Source organism: Metabacillus sp. B2-18 (assembly GCF_021117275.1).
In the GTDB taxonomy this organism is placed as follows: Bacteria; Bacillota; Bacilli; order Bacillales; family Bacillaceae; genus Metabacillus.
Map to the genome: position 1 here is coordinate 769,178 of NZ_CP088245.1, position 17,335 is coordinate 786,512.

Below are 17,335 nucleotides of genomic sequence, written 5' to 3' on the forward strand. Positions count from 1 at the left end.
GCTAGAATGAAATGAATGGTATTTTTTTCATGAACAAAAACACAGATATCCTTATGATATCTGTGTTTTTTCGCTTTAAAGTAAGGAAGTATAGGCTGAAATATAGAAAAAAACATTATTAAATTTTCGAAAAATATTGAACTATTTGATTTCTCCTGTATAATTTAATCAATAAAAGCATAAAAGCATAAAAGGGAACAATCATTAAAGGGGGACTTTTGTATGAAAAAAGGTTGGAAAATTGGTACAGGTTTAATGCTTGCTAGCTTTCTAGCATTATCGGGTTGTGGAGGCAGTGAAGGAACGTCTGAAAGTAGCAGCGGAGACTCTGGTTCAGATGCTGGTAGCGGAGAAAAGACCTATACAATTGGTGTAAACCAAATCGTTGAGCATCCATCACTTGATGCAGCCTTAGAAGGATTTAAAGCAGCATTAAAAGAAAAAGGCTTGGAAGTTGAATATGATGTTCAAATTGCACAAGGAGATCAAAATAATAGCCAAACGATTGCTAATAACTTTGTTGGTGATGGAGTTGACTTAATTTTCGCTAACTCAACACCAAGCGCTCAGAGTGCTTTAAATGCAACAACAGATATTCCAATTATCTTTACTTCTGTAACAGATCCAGTTGGAGGCGGCTTAGTAAAAAGCTTTGAAGAACCTGGTGCAAACATAACAGGAACAACCGATACTCATCCGGATGCAATTCCTAATACAGTGAAGTTTATTGATGAAAACATCGATGGAACTAAAGTTGGGATGATCTATAACTCTGGAGAACAGAACTCTGTTGCTCAAATTGATCTTGTTAAGAAAGCAATGGAAGGAACAGATTTAGAGGTTGTTGAAGCATCTGTGTCAACATCAGCAGAAGTAAAACAAGCAGCAGAATCTTTAGTTGGTAAAGTTGATTCCTTATACGTTATCACAGATAACACAGTAGTTTCTGCATTAGAAAGTGTAATTGGTGTTGCTAGTGATAATGACCTACCATTATTTGTTGGTGAATTAGATTCTGTAGAACGTGGTGGCTTCGCAGCTTATGGTTTTGATTACTATGATATTGGCTTTGAAGCTGGAGAAATGGCAGTTAGCATATTAAATGGTGAGAAAAAAGCAAGTGAAATTCCAGTACAATATCCACAAAAACTTAAACTACAAATCAACGCAAAATCAGCTGAGGATATGGGAATTGAAATAAAAGAAGAATGGAAAGAAGAAGCAGAAATTCTTGAATAAAGGTGAGAAATTATGTTTACAGCCCTATTTGGATCAGTAGAGTCAGGCTTAATTTATGCGATTATGGCTCTAGGAGTATACCTATCATTTAGAATATTAGACTTCCCTGATTTAACAGTAGACGGCAGCTTTGTAACTGGCGCAGCAGTGAGTGCCGTATTAATTGTTAACGGTGTGAATCCTTTCATGGCCACATTAGTCGCATTGATTGTAGGCTTTCTGGCTGGCTGTATCACAGGGGTGCTGCATACTAAAGGGAATATTAACCCTCTGCTTTCGGGGATATTAATGATGATCGCCCTGTATTCTATTAATCTTAGAATTATGGGGAAATCAAATGTTCCGTTATTACAGGAAGAAACAGTTTTCACACAATTATTAGAAGGCTGGAACAAGCTTGGGATTGATGCTGGCCTTCAGAGTCTCTTTATTTCACTTGGCCTGGAAGGGTTTGTCCCGAAAACATGGTCAGTCGTTATTACGATGTTAATCATGATTTTAGTAATTAAATATCTTTTAGACTATTTCTTGAAAACAGAGCTTGGTCTAGCGATTAGAGCTGTTGGTGATAATCAAAATATGATAACAAGTTTTTCTGCAAATACAGATATGTTAAAAATTGTAGGACTTGGTTTATCAAATGCACTTGTTGCATTTTCTGGTGCATTTATAGCTCAATACAACGGCTTTAGTGATGTTGGAATGGGTATCGGGATGATTATCATTGGTTTAGCATCTGTTATTATTGGTGAGGCATTAGTCGGTACAAAAACAATTGTGCGCGCAACGATAGCTGTTATTATCGGGGCAATTGTATATCGAATTATTGTTGCGATGGCACTTCGAGTAAACTTTTTCGAAACAGGAGATATGAAGCTGATTACAGCATGTATTGTTATAGGAGCACTTGTTATTCCGCAAATCATTGATAAGCAAAAAGATAAACGGAAGAAAAGCTTACGAAGAAAGCGGGGTGCGAACATTGCTACAACTAAAGCAAATATATAAAGTTTTCAATGAAGGGTCCCTTGATGAGAAAATCGCCTTAAACCATTTATCATTGTCTTTAGAAGAAGGAGACTTTGTTACGGTTATTGGAAGTAATGGTGCAGGAAAGTCTACGCTGTTAAATGTTATTGCCGGACGAATCACTCCAGATGATGGTGATGTTCGAATTAAGGACCAATCCATGCTTGATGTAAGAGAGTACAAACGCTCACGATACATTGGACGGGTTTTCCAAGATCCGATGGCAGGAACGGCGCCAACTTTAACGATTGAAGAAAACCTAGCAATTGCTTATTCCAGAGTTCATAATCGAAGCCTGAAGCCTGGTGTAACAGCGAAACGACGTGTGTTTTTCAAAGAGCAGCTTGAAATGTTAGGTCTTGGTCTTGAAAATCGTTTGTCTGCTAAAGTTGGATTACTTTCTGGTGGAGAACGACAGGCTTTATCTCTATTAATGGCCACATTTACAAAGCCTGATATTCTGTTGCTTGATGAGCATACGGCTGCACTTGACCCTTCAAGAGCAGAGTTGATTACGAACTTAACGAAGAAGCTTGTTGAAAAGGGGAATTTAACGACGTTAATGATTACCCATAATATGCAGCAGGCGGTAGATCTCGGAAATCGACTGATCATGATGGATAAGGGGCAAATTGTTTTTCAGGCTGAGGGAGACCAAAAACAGGGATTAACGGTAAATTCATTATTAGAAGAGTTCTCAAAAATTAAGTCAGATAGCTCATTATCTGATAAAGCACTACTTATTTAAGGATTAGCTAGTAATAGAAAAGGTACATGTTCCAGTGCGGAGCATGTACCTTTTTCTATTACTAGGATATACTTATTTCTTTAACACGAAACAAGGCTTCTTCATCTGCAATTATTAGTGCTTTAGGATGATTGTTTAAAATGGAAGCAGGAAACTCTTCTGTAATTTCACCACTTAGTAGTTTCACCATCGCATCTTGTTTTGATTTTCCAGAAGCTAATAATAAAATTTCCTTACTTTGATAAATTGTCTGAATACCCATTGTAATGGCTTGGGTTGGGACTTCATCTAGACTATGAAAGAAGCGGGCATTCGCTTTTCTTGTGGACTGGGCAAGATCAACAACATGTGTTTTTGAATGAAAGGAGGTGCCAGGCTCATTGAAGCCGATGTGCCCATTTGCTCCTATACCCAGAATCTGTAGATCAATTCCTCCAGCTTCGATAATCAAGCTTTCATACTTTCTACATTCAGCTTCATTGTCATCATTCAAACCTGAAGGAATATGAGTATTTTCGTTTAGAATATTTAAATGTTGAAATAAGTTTTCATTCATATAGTGATGATAACTGTTAGAATCTTCTTTTGAAAGTCCAATATACTCATCTAAATTAAATGTTTTTACTTGCTTATATGATGTGTGATTTTGTTGATGATCTTCAATTAGTTTGTTATAGACACCTTTAGGAGTTCCGCCTGTTGCTAAACCTAGATTCAAGTTTAGATTATTTTTAACCCTATTAATAATATATTCAGCAGCTTTTAAACTCATTTCATCATAATTTTTTACTTCAATGATATTCAAGTGATGTCATCTCCTTAACAGAACAAGCATAAAATAGATCTTGCAATAGCTGCTTTCAAAACTACTCCTCTACTATTTTATGACTATGTTCTTGATTTGTATAAGCGATTTTTCCATTACAAATAGTCATAAAAATGTTCATCTCTTCATCAAGTATGACAAGATCTGCATCTTTTCCGATTGATATGCTACCCTTACGATCAAACACATTTAATTGTTTTGCTGGATTTTCCGAAGCCATCTTAATAGCACTTTTAATGGAACAACCAGTAAAGCGCTGGATGTTTTTAAATGCATCAATCATTTTAAGGACACTACCAGCCAAAGTGTTTTTTTCTAGTAGGGCTTTCCCTTCCTTCACAGTAACCATTTGTCCACCTAAATCATATTTTCCGTCAACAAGCCATTTTGCTCTCATAGCGTCAGAGATTAAGATTAATCTCTCATCTGTTATTTGATCATAGGCTAGTTTCACAACTTCAGGACAAACATGAATACCGTCGGCAATCAGCTCTACCTTTAGTTCATTTTTTAGAAATGCTGCTCCAACAATTCCAGGGTCACGATGGTGCAAGCCTGTCATTTGGTTGAATAAGTGTGTAACATGTGAAAGACCATTTTCAATTGCAACCAATACCTGCTTATATGTTGCTTGAGAATGAGCAATGGAAGAAATAATTCCTTGATCTTTTAAATATTGTAGAAATTCGGTCCCCCCTGGAAGCTCTGGGGCAAGGGTAACTAGCTTAATATTGTTATTAGCTATTGATTGCCATGTTTTAAAGAGTTCCAAGTCAGGGGTTAAAATGTGTTGAATTGGTTGTGCGCCAGCTTTATCTTTATGAATAAAGGGACCTTCTAAATGAATCCCTAATACCTCTGAATTACCTTCTGATTGTAAGGAGTGAATATACTCACTTCCATTTACTAGACATTTTTCTATCACTTTTATATCTTCTGTTATTGTGGTTGCTAAGAAACTTGTTGTCCCTTCCATTGGAAGAGTAGAAGCCATCACATCCAATGCCTCTTTTGTTGCATCCATAGTATCTGCCCCATTTGCACCATGGATATGAAGGTCGATCATGCCAGGTATAACAGTAAAAGTATCTGGTATCTTGATGATTGTGTAATCAGAGTGATTTGTTGTGAAATGAGACAAACTAATATCACTAACTTTTCCCTCATCTATCTTTAGAAAGCCGCTCTTAATGACTTGGTTTTCAGAGTAAATCGTTCCATTCTGAATGATCAGCTTATTTGAAAATGAGCTCATTTTAAATGTACTCCTTTTATAAGAATTCATATTTAAAGCATAGCATCTCAATATATAGTTGTCTATACCGGTTGAAAAAACCATGTATGAAAATATAACAGGAATTATGACAAACTATCGATTCTGATTTATAAAATTGGTATAGACATCTATATCTAATGGTGATAAGATATTTGTGTAAAAACGCTTCCAAGTAACAAGAAACAACATATTGTAATGCCATTTTATATTTATTGTTATTCAACTTTGGATAAGGGGGAAGTCATATGATGAAATACTTACAAAATATTGGCCGCTCTTTAATGCTTCCAGTAGCAGTATTACCAGCCGCTGCAATTTTAATGGGCATAGGATATTGGATTGATCCATCTGGCTGGGGAGCAGGTAATCCAATTGCGGCATTCTTAATTAAAGCTGGATCTTCTATTATCGACAACATGTCCATTCTTTTTGCAGTTGGTGTGGCTTTAGGAATGTCTAAAACCAAAGATGGTTCCGCAGCACTTAGTGGCTTAGTTGCATTTCTTGTTGTAACAACCCTATTATCAACTAACTCCGTTGCTTTGCTGCAAGGTGTAGATCCAGAAGCAGTTAACCCGGCATTTGCTAAGATTGAAAACCAGTTTGTCGGAATCCTTTCAGGTATTGTTGCTTCTATGATGTACAACCGCTTTAGTGAGGTGCAATTACCTGCAGCTTTAGCCTTCTTTAGTGGTAAGCGTCTAGTACCAATTATGACAGCTGTTTCTATGCTAGTTGTCTCAGTTGTTTTATTCTTTGCATGGCCAGTTATTTTTACAGGATTAGTTTCATTCGGAACTGCTATTAGTAAATTAGAGTTTATAGGCGCTGGTTTATATGGATTTTTTAACCGATTACTCATTCCAACTGGTTTACATCATGCATTAAACTCAGTATTTTGGTTTGACGTTGCAGGAATTAATGATATCGGTAATTTCTGGGCAGGTACTGGTACGAAGGGTATTACTGGAATGTACCAAGCTGGTTTCTTCCCGATTATGATGTTCGGTTTACCAGCAGCAGCTTTAGCGATGTATCATACAGCTAAGACAAAAAGAAAGAAACAAGCAGCATCTTTAATGTTAGCAGCAGGCTTTGCGTCATTCTTTACTGGTGTAACAGAACCACTTGAATTTTCATTCATGTTTTTAGCACCTGCACTATATGTTGTTCATGCAGCATTAACAGGTATATCTTTAGCCATTGCTTCATTATTTCACTGGACAGCAGGCTTTGGGTTTAGTGCAGGATTAGTCGACTTCGTCTTAAGTTCAAGATTACCGTTAGCTAATCAGCCGTATATGTTGTTAATTCAAGGGTTAGTTTTTGCGATGATCTATTATGTATTGTTCCGTTTCTTAATAACTAAATTCAACCTAGCTACTCCAGGTAGAGAAGCTGATACAGATGCAAATGTACAAGAAGAGGGCACGGACTCAGCTGATAATAAGTTCGCTATTATGGCGAAGAAGATATATGAAGGTTTAGGTGGAGATGAAAATGTTACATCTGTAGATAACTGTGTGACTAGATTGAGGGTTGAAGTAAAAGATATGAATGCCGTTGATCAAGAAAAAATTAAATCAACAAACATTCCAGGGATAAATATTGTTGGTCCACAAAGCATACAAGTCATCATAGGGACACAAGTTCAATTTGTGGCTGATGAAATTGAAAAAATTAGAAAATAAAAAGAAGAAGACTACCTGATCGCTGAAACAGGTAGTTTTCTATTTTGTACGATCAGAAAGCATAAAATTTTATGGATGGTATATATGGGGAAAGCTAAGGCTTTCACCATTAGGGCTTGGCGACAAGCCATGCCTTTCCAAACGTATGTCGGTCATACGATGAATTTCTTTAAATAATTGTAAAAACCTAGCATTATTTAATATAATGAATAAGTAGTGATATCGAAAGGAGATCTTTATGTGATTGACAAACATTCTCCTCTTCCTTTGTATTATCAGTTAGAAGAGCAAATTAAAAAATCAATAATTTCTGAAGAGCTACAGCCTGGTGATGTATTGCCGTCAGAGAGAGAACTCTCAGAAAACTATCAAATAAGTCGAATGACGGTTCGACAAGCCATAACGAATTTAGTTAATAAGGGATATCTTTATAGAGAAAAAGGGAAGGGAACTTTTGTATCGAGTCAAAAGTTTGAACAAAATTTACAAGGACTCACAAGTTTTACAGAAGATATGAAGGCTCGAAACCTAGTACCAGGGAGTAAGCTGTTACACTTCGAGGTCTCCCCTGCTATAGAAGAAATAAAAGAGTGGCTTTCCCTTGAAGAAGAAGAACTTATTTATAAAATAAAAAGATTACGTTTAGCAAATGATGAACCGATTGCAGTTGAAACTAGTTATCTTCCAGTAAAGTTAATTCCGGGGCTAACACCTGATATTTTGGGAAATTCCTTATACAAGTATATTGAGGATGACCTACAGCTGAGTATTGGTCATGCAGCTCAAACGGTTGAAGCCGCTATTGTTAGAGATGAAGATATAAAACATTTGAATGTTAACAAAAATGTTCCTGTGTTGCTCATCCAACGAGAAACTTATTTAGAAGATGGTACACCACTTGAGATTGTTAAGTCTTCCTATCGTGCGGACCGATATAAATTTAAGATTAATATAGAACGAAAATAAATAAGCTTTACCTGCAAATGTAGGTAAAGCTTATTTATTTTCAATTTGGGTTAATAATGGGATTCTTCCACGGTATTTATGAATTAGCTGTTGATTATGAAAATCTGCTCCTTCAATATTTCCGCTCCGAAAAATTGGAGGTTCAAAATCATTATTTATCATAATCTTTATGGCCTCAGCAAAAATCCCATTTAGCATAGATGCTCCAACAACAGTAGAGGTAGGTCCGAAGGGAACACCGAAATTTCCATATGTAATGGTTGCATCACCTGTATTCGCATGATTATTTAAAGCAAAATCAACAACTTGTGATAGATACTTTCCAGTTCTATGTCTAGAAGGTTGAGAATGAATATATTGAAATGAACTAATTCCAACAACATCTGCACCTTTATCTTTAGCATGAAGGGCAACGTCAATAGGTACTGGATTAAGTCCTGAAGTTGAAATTACTATTACAAGGTCATGAGGTTGTATATCCTGATGCTTTAAAAACTCTTCTGCATAGTGGTTTTGTCTTTCAAGTTGAGAAGATCTAACAGCATCTTCGTGAAGCATTAAAGATTCGATGAATATGGGTTTTATAGGTGCTAGTCCACCTGCTCGATAAAACACTTCCTCTGTTAGGATATGAGAGTGTCCACATCCAAATAATTGGATAATACCATTACACATTATTGTTTGAGCCACTTTTGCTGCAACCTTCTCCATTCCTTCTTGTTCGCTTTGCATGACTAAACTCAATTTTTCTTGTATTTTTTCAAAATAGGCATCAAGCAAGTTATCCCACCTTTAAGAAATAAAAGTTACTTTTAATGTACCTTATGGTGTGAAGAAATGGAAGGAGATAACGTGAGAAAAGATAAAAGTATTGTATGTTAAAAGGTACGATTGTATAATATATTATACAATAACAGAAAATGGGAGAAATATATGAATTCAATTCAAACTCAAATTGCGGAGAATCTAAAAAATATACGTAAGCTTAGAGGGTATAGTTATGATCAGCTTGCTCAATTAACTGGTGTAAGCAAGGGGATGCTTTCACAAATCGAAAAAGGAGAGTCAAGTCCAACGGTAAACACTCTTTGGAAGATTGCAAACGGTCTTCAAGTGTCATTTTCTTCATTAGTGGAGGAGAAAGAACCTACTGTTACAGTTGTGAGACTACACGAAAAAACAGCAGTAACAGAAAATGACGAACAATTACAAGTATATCCTTATTTTCCTTTTGATTCATCTAAAAAGTTTGAGGTGTATTTTCTTGAACTAATGCCAGGTTGTGTTCATGAATCGGAAAGACATCATGGAAGTGTGGAGGAATATATTTTAGTTTGTGATGGAGAAGCAACGATTTCCATTCAAGATGTTAAATATGTTCTGAAAAAAGGGGATTCTATGCGTTTTCAGGCAAGTCAGTCCCATACGTATGCAAATCTTACAGATCAAAAAACGAGTTTTTATCTACTAATGTATTATTCATAAATCATGATAAGCACTAAAAAGGAGGTATTATATTGTCTACAACCACTTTAGCGAAAAAGCAATCTGATTTTCTTCAAGGAACACAAGGTGGGATTAGCATTGCGATTGGGTATTTACCTGTTGCTTTAACATTTGGCTTACTGTCAAAATCTACTGGACTTTCACTTTCTGAGACAGTGTTAATGAGTTTAATTGTGTTTGCCGGTGCTTCACAATATATATGTTTAAGTTTACTAGCTGTTGGAACTGGAATTATCGAAATTATTTTCACAACATTTATCGTTAATATTCGCCATTTTTTAATGTCTGCTTCACTAAGTGAGAAGGTTGAAAATGACTCATTGTGGAAAAAGGCTCTGTATTCCTTTGGATTAACGGATGAAACGTTTACGGTGGCATCAACGAGGAATGGTAACGTCAATGCTGGATATTTATTTGGACTTATGCTTATTTCTTATGCAAGTTGGGTCATTAACTCAGGAATAGGATATGTTATTGGGGCAAGCTTGCCGACAACAGTTCAAGAAAGTATGGGAATTGCGTTGTATGCCATGTTTATTGGCTTATTAATCCCGTCACTTAAGAAGCATCGAAAAGTGATGTATTTGGCAGTGGTTGCTGCGATTTTGAATTCACTTTGTTATGCATCTCAAATGATTTCAACAGGCTGGGCAATTGTTTTATCAACCTTGCTTTCAGCAATAATCGTAGAATTTTTCTATTCTAAACAAACAAATGAGGTGGAACAACGTGGATAAAACAATTTTGTTGATGATTATTGGGATGGGATTAGTAACATATTTACCAAGAATGATTCCTTTAGTTGCATTAGGTCAGTTAAAATTGCCCGTATTTGTCCAAAATGTATTAAAGAATGTACCATATGCAACATTAGGAGCTTTAATTGTCCCAGGGATTTTTCTGATTAGTGATGATATAGTTTTCGGATTAGTAGGTGCGGCTGCAGCAACTCTAATAGCTTTTACAGGAGCAAATGTAATTGTTGTTGTAATGGGTTCAATTGGTACCCTTGTTTTATATAGCATGTTTTTTTCATAGGTTGAGAGGGAGCAAAGACTTAAAAGCCTTCCCTTTTCAGTTCTAATGAAACGAGCTTAGCACTACACTAGAAATAAGAGCTTGTTCAAGGGGGAATGGCAGATGAGGAAATGGTTAACGCGATCAATTTTACTTTATTTTGTATATGGATTAGCAGTGTACTGGTATTTATTTATCTTTTCCGGATCAGGCGTGCCGGCCCCTTATGAGGGAACATCAGCTGATCCTGCAACCTTTATGACAGGAAGAGAATTGATCTTATCACAGGAATATTCGACCATTCGAAACTTCTTGTACTTTGTCACGATTCCGTTTGAATGGTTTTTACTATTTGTGTTTATGATAACTGGTTTTTCTCGTAAAATGCAGGACTGGTCAAATTCGACTTCGAAAATTTTTAGCTTGCAATCAGCTATATACTTTTTTTGGTTATCATTATTTATTAGTATTCTCTCCTTTCCTGTTGATATGATTGGTTTTCAATTATCAAAAATGTATCATATTACAACGCAATCCTTTTTTGCTTGGATGAAGGACCAACTCATTGATTTTTGGGTTAATTACTTGTTGATGACAGTCATCATTCTTGTTCTTTACTGGCTTATTAAACGTTTTGAAAAAAGATGGTGGCTTTACGCATGGTTTTTATCGATTCCTTTCTCGTTATTTCTTATGTTTTTTCAACCAGTAGTCATTGATCCTCTTTATAATGATTTCTATCCGTTACAAAACAAAGAACTAGAGGAAAAGATACTAGAGCTAGCTGATAAAGCTGATATTCCTGCTGAGCATGTATATGAAGTAAATATGTCTGAAAAAACAAATGCACTGAATGCTTATGTTACTGGAATAGGCTCTAACTCCAGAATTGTATTGTGGGATACCACGTTAACTCGCTTAAGTGAAGAAGAAATTTTATTTATTATGGCTCATGAAATGGGACATTACGTGATGAATCATATTTACGTAGGTATTGCAGGTTATTTATTATTAAGCTTAGTTGGCTTATTTTTAATTGATAAATTAATGAGATTGTTTATTAAGCGCAACGGTAAGTTTTTAAAGATCAGGTCAATGAAAGAGTTAACTTCCTTTCCGTTATTTTTATTGCTTTTAGGCGTGCTAACCTTTGCTTCAAGTCCACTTTCAAATACAGTAGCAAGATATCAGGAAAAGTCAGCAGATATGTATGCGATAGAAATGACAGGTAACCATGAGGCTGCTATACAATCTTTCCAAGAGTTATCTAGAGCAGGCTTAAGTCAAGTTAATCCTCCAACATTGGTAAAGGTTTTCCGGTATACGCATCCTACGATGTTAGAAAGAATTTTATATTTAGAAGAACATAAAAAAACAGAATGAGGTTGAAACTGTTTTATAACAAAAAGGGATTTGGTGTTGAAAACGCCAAGTCCCTTTTTTGTTGTTATATCAAGGGTTTCAATGAAAATTAAAAGCTTGTCAAAAACTTTTTTGAATTTTTTTCAAGAAAATTGTTCCATTTTTATTTAATCTGTTATATATTAGTTTTAGTTAAAACAAACTGTATTATAACAATTTGAAGAGGGGTGTTTTTTCAAAAATGGCAACACAAATGACTGGTTGTAAAATTGTTGGAAACATGAACCCAGAATTTCAGCAAGTATTAACACCTGAGGCGTTGAGGTTTGTTGAAAAGCTAGAACGAAATTTTGGAGATCGCAGACGAGAGCTGTTACAACGAAGAGAGGATAGACAAAAAGAAATTGATAATGGCAAACTGCCCGGTTTCTTAGCGGAAACAGAGCATATTCGTAATGGAGATTGGATGGTAGCTCCAATTCCACAGGATCTTCAAGATCGACGGGTAGAAATAACAGGACCTGTTGATCGCAAGATGGTAATTAACGCTTTGAATTCAGGTGCAAAAGTATTTATGGCTGATTTTGAGGATGCAACATCACCAAGCTGGGAAAATGTGATGAACGGCCAAATCAACCTCAAAGATGCTGTCCGCCGAACAATCTCCTTTGAAAATGAAGGCGGTAAGACGTATCAGTTGAATGAGGAAACAGCAACTTTAAAGGTAAGACCAAGAGGCTGGCATCTTGAGGAAAAACATATAGAGCTTGATGGTAAACGAATGTCTGCCAGCTTAGTAGATTTTGGAATATTCTTTTTTCATAATGCAAAGGAGTTAATTGAACGCGGAAGTGGCCCCTATTTTTATTTACCTAAAATGGAAAGTCATCTTGAAGCAAGATTATGGAATGATGTATTTTGTTTTGCACAAGATGAATTAAATATTTCACGCGGAACCATTAAAGCAACTGTATTAATTGAAACAATCATGGCAGCCTTTGAAATGGATGAAATCCTTTATGAACTGAAGGAGCACTCAGCGGGATTAAATTGTGGCAGATGGGACTATATTTTTAGTTATCTTAAGAAGCTTAGAAACTGTGAGTCTGTTATTCTACCAGATCGTGCGCAAGTAACAATGACTGTTCACTTTATGAGGTCATACTCTTTACTCGCTATCCAAACTTGTCATAAGCGCAATGCCCATGCAATGGGAGGAATGGCGGCACAAATTCCAGTGAAAAACAATCCAGTAGCTAATGAGCGAGCGTTTGAAAAGGTTCGTGCAGATAAAGAAAGAGAAGCAACATACGGCCATGATGGTACATGGGTTGCCCATCCTGCACTTGTTCCAGTGGCGAAGGATGTATTTGATAAACATATGAAAACACCTAATCAGATTCACCGTAAACGAGAAGATGTAAACGTAACCGTAGAAGATTTGTTAGAGGTTCCGGATGGAATCATTACAGAAGAAGGGGTTAGAACAAATATCGATGTTGGGATCCGTTATATCGCTTCATGGCTTTGTGGCAGGGGCGCTGCGCCAATTCACAATTTAATGGAAGATGCAGCTACAGCAGAGATATCAAGAGCTCAAGTATGGCAATGGATTCGCCATCCAAGAGGAATTCTTGAAGATGGTCGTAAATTAACATTCGAGCTTTATGATTTATTAAGGAATGAAGAAGTTCAAAAGATAAGAGAATCAGTGGGGGAAATAGCTTTTCAGAAAGGTCATTTTGAAGAAGCGGTTTTTGTTTTCGATGAACTGGTAAAACGCGAAGAGTTTATTGATTTCTTAACGATACCTAGCTATGAAAAGCTTTAAACAAAATGTAGTAAGGACAACAAAGGGGAAGTAAGAAAAAAATTTATTTATAAAAATGGGGGAATAAAAATGAACGGTCAAACAAGAGTAGAAGCATTACAAGAAAGCTGGGAGTTAGATAAACGTTGGGAAGGCATTACACGTCCTTACAGCGCGGAAGAGGTTATTCGTTTAAGGGGTTCAATCGATATCGAGCATACGTTGGCAAGACGAGGAGCAGAAAAGCTTTGGAATTATCTTCACAATGAGGACTACATTCATGCACTTGGTGCACTTACAGGGAATCAAGCTGTTCAGCAAGTAAAAGCTGGCTTAAAAGCAATTTACTTAAGTGGTTGGCAGGTAGCAGCAGATGCGAACCTTTCAGGTAATATGTATCCAGATCAAAGCTTATATCCTGCAAACAGTGTTCCACATGTTGTAAAGCGTATTAATCAAGCCCTACAACGTGCTGATCAAATACAGCATCTTGAAGGAGAAGGAAAAATTGACTGGTTTGCTCCAATCGTTGCGGATGCAGAGGCTGGCTTTGGCGGGCAATTAAATGTTTTTGAATTAATGAAATCAATGATTGAATCGGGTGCTGCAGGGGTTCATTTTGAAGATCAATTATCATCAGAGAAAAAATGTGGTCATTTAGGTGGAAAGGTATTATTACCAACTCAGACTGCTGTGAAAAATCTTATTTCAGCTCGATTAGCAGCTGATGTTATGGGAACACCAACGATTATTATTGCTCGAACAGATGCAGATGCAGCAGATCTTATTACAAGTGACGTTGACCCTGCTGATCATGAGTTTATTACAGGTGAGCGCACAGTAGAAGGGTTTTTCCGAACTCGTTCCGGAATTGATCAAGCAATTAGCAGAGGACTTTCATATGCACCATATGCAGATTTAATCTGGTGTGAAACATCTGAGCCTAATTTAGAGCAGGCACAAAAATTTGCTGATGCTATTCATGAGAAGTTTCCTGGAAAACTATTAGCTTACAACTGTTCACCTTCTTTTAACTGGAAGAAAAAGCTGGATGATGAGACAATTGCAAACTTCCAAAAAGAAATTGCAAAAATGGGTTATAAGTTCCAATTTGTTACACTTGCAGGTTTCCATGCTCTAAATCACAGCATGTTTGAGCTTGCACGAGGTTATCGTGATCGTGGTATGGCTGCTTATTCTGAGCTTCAACAAAATGAATTTTCTAGCGAAGTACATGGATATACAGCTACTAGACATCAGCGCGAGGTTGGAACAGGTTACTTTGATGAGGTAGCTCAAACTATTTCTGGTGGAACATCTTCAACAACAGCATTGAAGGGATCAACGGAAGCAGAGCAGTTTACAAAAGCATAATAAAAGAAGAACGGCCAAGGACTACATCCTTGACCGTTCTTTTATGTCATATTGGATAATCACAGAAATAAAGACTGCACATGGCAGCCTTTATCCTAGCTTACGCAATCCTTTGTATTCTTTTGATAGTTTCATAAATACTGTCTTGTTCTGTGTGTCAAGTGCATCATTGATACGCTCTTCTAGCAATTCTTTTTTCCTGTTAAACAACGCTTCATCCAAAATCATTTGAATATACATGTCTAATACAGGTTGCTCGGATGGAACGTTTTTCGTGTTACGGGACTTCATGATTTCAGTGTACGACGACTTTTTATTTTTCATGAAAGATCACCCCTGATGCCTTTTTTATATTGTATGGAATTTTAAGGAGAAAATCAACCGAATTGTTAAAATTTTTAAAAAATTTAACAGGAATATTTTTGAAATGTATGAAAATCTTACAATAGGAAAAGATATTCCAAAGGATGTGATGTCATGAATAAAGAAGAAGAAACAGAATTATTACCAACTGCTTTAAATCCACTAGTTGGAATTGAAATGGAAGATAGAGACAGTCTGAGAGGCCCATTTGATGATTCAGCAGCTCAGAATAATGAATGACTTCATTACAAATATGTAACAGAAGTCATTTTTTTATGGAGTTTTTGTAAATTTATAGAATTTTTAAAAAAGACATGCTAGATTATTTATGGGATATTTTACCTAATAATTTAGTAAGAGGTGCAAAACAGTGATTGATACAAACAAAATGGTAGTGGAAGATTATCTTATTAACCGATTTACTATGGCCATTCTCCCTGGTGAAAATAGGTATATCACTGAGGTACTGGAGCTTGAGCAAGATCTTACTGTTGGGAAACGCCCAATGGATGTGATTGACCAAAGTTGCAGATATTTTGGGAGCAGTTATAATGGTTTAAAGGTTATAGGAATACTAAAAGAGTGTAGACCTATATAAAGTCTACACTCGTCACTTTCGTTTTACCATTTTCATCAAACTTATAATGAATTTTTTCTACAATTTGACCTACAAGATTTTTCTTTTCGCTTATCTCTAATAAGTTCCAATTTCTTTTTATATCTAAAACCAAAGAAAGGATTTCCTCATGATTAATCGATTCTTCATCTTCATTAATTAAAGAATCTAACTCCTCTTTTATTTGTTGTTCTTCCTTTTGAGCTTCTTCCATACGTTTTTTAAAATCTTCATAAGAAATAGCATCATCAGTCCAAGCATATTGCCATTTCTTTTTTCGTTGTTCAATCTTTTCTAATTGCCTTTCTAGCGACTTTGCATCTACCTTATCATTTAGTTGGATATTTTTTTTACTTTCTAAGTCAACTCGATCTAAAGCTTCTGAGTAATCAAATTTATTTAAGTAGTCTATAAACGATTCTTCAAGCTGCCTTTCTGATAAAGAGCGTGATCCTTTACATTCACCTGTTTTCTTTTTTAAACATCTATATTGTGGGTACTTCACTTTTTCTCCTGAAGCTAAAGTTGCATTAACATAATAACCAGTCATAGCATTGCCGCACTTTAAGCATTTTAGTTTACCAGAGAAAATATATCGACTTGCTAAATTTCTAGGTTCATTATTAAATCTAGATTTTATTGTTTCTTGAACTGTATCAAATATCTCTCTTGCAATTATTGGCTCATGAGCATTTTCTATAATTTCGTCATTCCATCGAATTGCTCCATAATATAGAGGATTTTTTAATATCTGCATTAAAGGTTTGTCATTCCAATTGTTTCCTGCTTTTGTTCTAATGTTATTTTCATTAAGATATCGGCATAAACGATTTGCACTATAACCTTGCAAATACATATCAAAAATTAATCTAATTGTTTTAGCTTCTGCTTTATTGATTGTAAGTTTACTGGTTTTTAGATCCAAGTCATATCCTATAGGTCGGAAATTTAAAGGGTATTTACCTTGCCTTGCTTTTTCAGCAAAACCGAATGCAATACGTTCTCCGGTGTTTTCCCTTTCCCATTGAGCAAGAGCTGCAACAATCGTTATAAACATTCTACCCATTGCTGTAGTTGTATCGTAAACTTCTGTAGCAGATTTAAACTTACAATTGTGTTTATCGAAAATATCCAACAGTTTGTACAAATCCAGAACAGAACGTGTTAAACGATCCAGACGATATACTAACACACATTCTATTTTTTCATCCTCAATATCCTTTATCATTTGTTGGAGTTGTGGTCTGTTCATATCTTTTGCGGATATTCCCTCATCTACATAGAGTCCTTCAACCTGCCATCCTTGAGAAATACAAAATGCCTTGAGTTTCTGTTTTTGAGCAGATATTGAATAACCTTCTTTTGCTTGTTCTTCTGTTGATACACGAGCATAAATAGCTGTCTTCAAATTTTCTTTACTCCTTTTTTAAAAATTTATAAATAATTATAGAACATCTGTTCTTATTATGATAACATATTACTATAAATGGAAATGAATTTTTTGTCGTAATT

The 17,335-nt window shown here is 35.7% G+C and carries 18 protein-coding genes; 13 read left to right on the forward strand and 5 right to left on the reverse strand.

Annotated elements, in window-relative coordinates:
• Window positions 1-222: 222 nt before the first annotated feature.
• The 3 genes from LPC09_RS03990 to LPC09_RS04000 are packed head-to-tail and all read left to right on the forward strand — an operon-like array spanning window position 223 to window position 3,016.
• The gene (locus tag LPC09_RS03990; RefSeq protein ID WP_121664650.1) at window positions 223-1,239 is read left to right on the forward strand and encodes an ABC transporter substrate-binding protein; all 1,017 of its coding nucleotides are present in this window, start codon (window positions 223-225) and stop codon (window positions 1,237-1,239) included.
• Window positions 1,240-1,251: 12 nt separating this feature from the next.
• Entirely contained in the window at window positions 1,252-2,247 is a 996-nt protein-coding gene (locus tag LPC09_RS03995) for an ABC transporter permease (RefSeq protein WP_121664651.1), read from the forward strand.
• The gene (locus tag LPC09_RS04000) at window positions 2,222-3,016 is read left to right on the forward strand and encodes an ABC transporter ATP-binding protein (RefSeq protein WP_231309035.1); all 795 of its coding nucleotides are present in this window, start codon (window positions 2,222-2,224) and stop codon (window positions 3,014-3,016) included. The genes LPC09_RS03995 and LPC09_RS04000 overlap by 26 nt, the downstream gene beginning before the upstream one ends.
• Before the next feature lie 61 nt (window positions 3,017-3,077).
• Here LPC09_RS04000 and nagB read toward each other — a convergent pair whose 3' ends face one another.
• Both nagB and nagA read right to left on the reverse strand, forming a co-directional pair.
• Window positions 3,078-3,821 carry a glucosamine-6-phosphate deaminase gene (nagB, locus tag LPC09_RS04005; protein WP_231309036.1) on the reverse strand — a complete coding sequence of 248 codons (744 nt, stop codon included), beginning with the start codon at window positions 3,819-3,821 and terminating at the stop codon, window positions 3,078-3,080.
• A 61-nt stretch (window positions 3,822-3,882) separates the two neighbouring features.
• Complete coding sequence (nagA, locus tag LPC09_RS04010; RefSeq protein ID WP_231309037.1) at window positions 3,883-5,097, reverse strand: N-acetylglucosamine-6-phosphate deacetylase; 1,215 nt, start codon at window positions 5,095-5,097, stop codon at window positions 3,883-3,885.
• Between the two features lie 266 nt (window positions 5,098-5,363).
• Here nagA and nagE point away from each other — a divergent pair, with 266 nt between their 5' ends.
• The gene (gene nagE / locus LPC09_RS04015; RefSeq protein ID WP_212136093.1) at window positions 5,364-6,809 is read left to right on the forward strand and encodes an N-acetylglucosamine-specific PTS transporter subunit IIBC; all 1,446 of its coding nucleotides are present in this window, start codon (window positions 5,364-5,366) and stop codon (window positions 6,807-6,809) included.
• Between the two features lie 240 nt (window positions 6,810-7,049).
• The gene (locus LPC09_RS04020) at window positions 7,050-7,775 is read left to right on the forward strand and encodes a GntR family transcriptional regulator (RefSeq protein WP_212136094.1); all 726 of its coding nucleotides are present in this window, start codon (window positions 7,050-7,052) and stop codon (window positions 7,773-7,775) included.
• Between the two features lie 30 nt (window positions 7,776-7,805).
• On the opposite strand, the gene LPC09_RS04025 is transcribed toward LPC09_RS04020, so the two are convergent.
• Window positions 7,806-8,555, reverse strand: a complete 750-nt coding sequence (locus LPC09_RS04025; RefSeq protein WP_212136095.1) for an SIS domain-containing protein — start codon at window positions 8,553-8,555, stop codon at window positions 7,806-7,808.
• 153 nt (window positions 8,556-8,708) lie between these two features.
• On the opposite strand from LPC09_RS04025, the gene LPC09_RS04030 reads away from it, so the two are divergent.
• The 6 genes from LPC09_RS04030 to aceA all read left to right on the forward strand — a co-directional run bounded on the left by LPC09_RS04030 (window position 8,709) and on the right by aceA (window position 14,844).
• Window positions 8,709-9,260: a helix-turn-helix domain-containing protein gene (locus LPC09_RS04030; RefSeq protein ID WP_098794863.1), complete on the forward strand. Its 552-nt coding sequence runs from the start codon at window positions 8,709-8,711 to the stop codon at window positions 9,258-9,260.
• A gap of 32 nt (window positions 9,261-9,292) precedes the next feature.
• Window positions 9,293-10,018, forward strand: a complete 726-nt coding sequence (locus LPC09_RS04035) for an AzlC family ABC transporter permease (RefSeq protein ID WP_098794862.1) — start codon at window positions 9,293-9,295, stop codon at window positions 10,016-10,018.
• A complete protein-coding gene (locus LPC09_RS04040) occupies window positions 10,011-10,319 on the forward strand; it encodes an AzlD domain-containing protein (RefSeq protein WP_098794861.1) in 309 nt (102 codons plus the stop codon). Before LPC09_RS04035 ends, LPC09_RS04040 begins: the two co-directional genes overlap by 8 nt.
• Before the next feature lie 102 nt (window positions 10,320-10,421).
• Window positions 10,422-11,681: a M48 family metallopeptidase gene (locus LPC09_RS04045; protein ID WP_098794860.1), complete on the forward strand. Its 1,260-nt coding sequence runs from the start codon at window positions 10,422-10,424 to the stop codon at window positions 11,679-11,681.
• A 259-nt stretch (window positions 11,682-11,940) separates the two neighbouring features.
• A complete protein-coding gene (aceB, locus tag LPC09_RS04050) occupies window positions 11,941-13,491 on the forward strand; it encodes a malate synthase A (RefSeq protein ID WP_218012725.1) in 1,551 nt (516 codons plus the stop codon).
• Window positions 13,492-13,560: 69 nt separating this feature from the next.
• Window positions 13,561-14,844, forward strand: coding sequence for an isocitrate lyase (aceA, locus tag LPC09_RS04055; RefSeq protein ID WP_098794858.1), 1,284 nt, complete (start codon window positions 13,561-13,563; stop codon window positions 14,842-14,844).
• A gap of 90 nt (window positions 14,845-14,934) precedes the next feature.
• On the opposite strand, the gene LPC09_RS04060 is transcribed toward aceA, so the two are convergent.
• Window positions 14,935-15,168, reverse strand: a complete 234-nt coding sequence (locus LPC09_RS04060) for an IDEAL domain-containing protein (protein WP_098794857.1) — start codon at window positions 15,166-15,168, stop codon at window positions 14,935-14,937.
• Between the two features lie 153 nt (window positions 15,169-15,321).
• Between LPC09_RS04060 and LPC09_RS27285 the strand changes: the two genes are divergently transcribed.
• Window positions 15,322-15,447 carry a hypothetical protein gene (locus LPC09_RS27285; RefSeq protein ID WP_255301510.1) on the forward strand — a complete coding sequence of 42 codons (126 nt, stop codon included), beginning with the start codon at window positions 15,322-15,324 and terminating at the stop codon, window positions 15,445-15,447.
• 130 nt (window positions 15,448-15,577) lie between these two features.
• On the forward strand, window positions 15,578-15,805 hold the full coding sequence (locus tag LPC09_RS04065) for a competence protein ComK (RefSeq protein WP_231309038.1): 228 nt from the start codon (window positions 15,578-15,580) through the stop codon (window positions 15,803-15,805).
• On the opposite strand, the gene LPC09_RS04070 is transcribed toward LPC09_RS04065, so the two are convergent.
• A complete protein-coding gene (locus LPC09_RS04070; protein WP_231309039.1) occupies window positions 15,798-17,231 on the reverse strand; it encodes a recombinase family protein in 1,434 nt (477 codons plus the stop codon). The genes LPC09_RS04065 and LPC09_RS04070 overlap by 8 nt on opposite strands.
• Window positions 17,232-17,335: the final 104 nt, after the last annotated feature.

What these genes read in the sequence shown, in the direction of transcription:
- LPC09_RS03990 (WP_121664650.1), top strand. Translation starts at nt 223, where the DNA reads ATGAAAAAAGGTTGGAAAATTGGTACAGGTTTAATGCTTGCTAGCTTT.
- LPC09_RS03995 (WP_121664651.1), top strand. Translation starts at nt 1,252, where the DNA reads ATGTTTACAGCCCTATTTGGATCAGTAGAGTCAGGCTTAATTTATGCG.
- nagA (WP_231309037.1), bottom strand. Translation starts at nt 5,097, where the DNA reads ATGAGCTCATTTTCAAATAAGCTGATCATTCAGAATGGAACGATTTAC.
- nagE (WP_212136093.1), top strand. Translation starts at nt 5,364, where the DNA reads ATGATGAAATACTTACAAAATATTGGCCGCTCTTTAATGCTTCCAGTA.
- LPC09_RS04030 (WP_098794863.1), top strand. Translation starts at nt 8,709, where the DNA reads ATGAATTCAATTCAAACTCAAATTGCGGAGAATCTAAAAAATATACGT.
- LPC09_RS04045 (WP_098794860.1), top strand. Translation starts at nt 10,422, where the DNA reads ATGAGGAAATGGTTAACGCGATCAATTTTACTTTATTTTGTATATGGA.
- aceB (WP_218012725.1), top strand. Translation starts at nt 11,941, where the DNA reads ATGAACCCAGAATTTCAGCAAGTATTAACACCTGAGGCGTTGAGGTTT.
- aceA (WP_098794858.1), top strand. Translation starts at nt 13,561, where the DNA reads ATGAACGGTCAAACAAGAGTAGAAGCATTACAAGAAAGCTGGGAGTTA.
- LPC09_RS04060 (WP_098794857.1), bottom strand. Translation starts at nt 15,168, where the DNA reads ATGAAAAATAAAAAGTCGTCGTACACTGAAATCATGAAGTCCCGTAAC.
- LPC09_RS27285 (WP_255301510.1), top strand. Translation starts at nt 15,322, where the DNA reads ATGAATAAAGAAGAAGAAACAGAATTATTACCAACTGCTTTAAATCCA.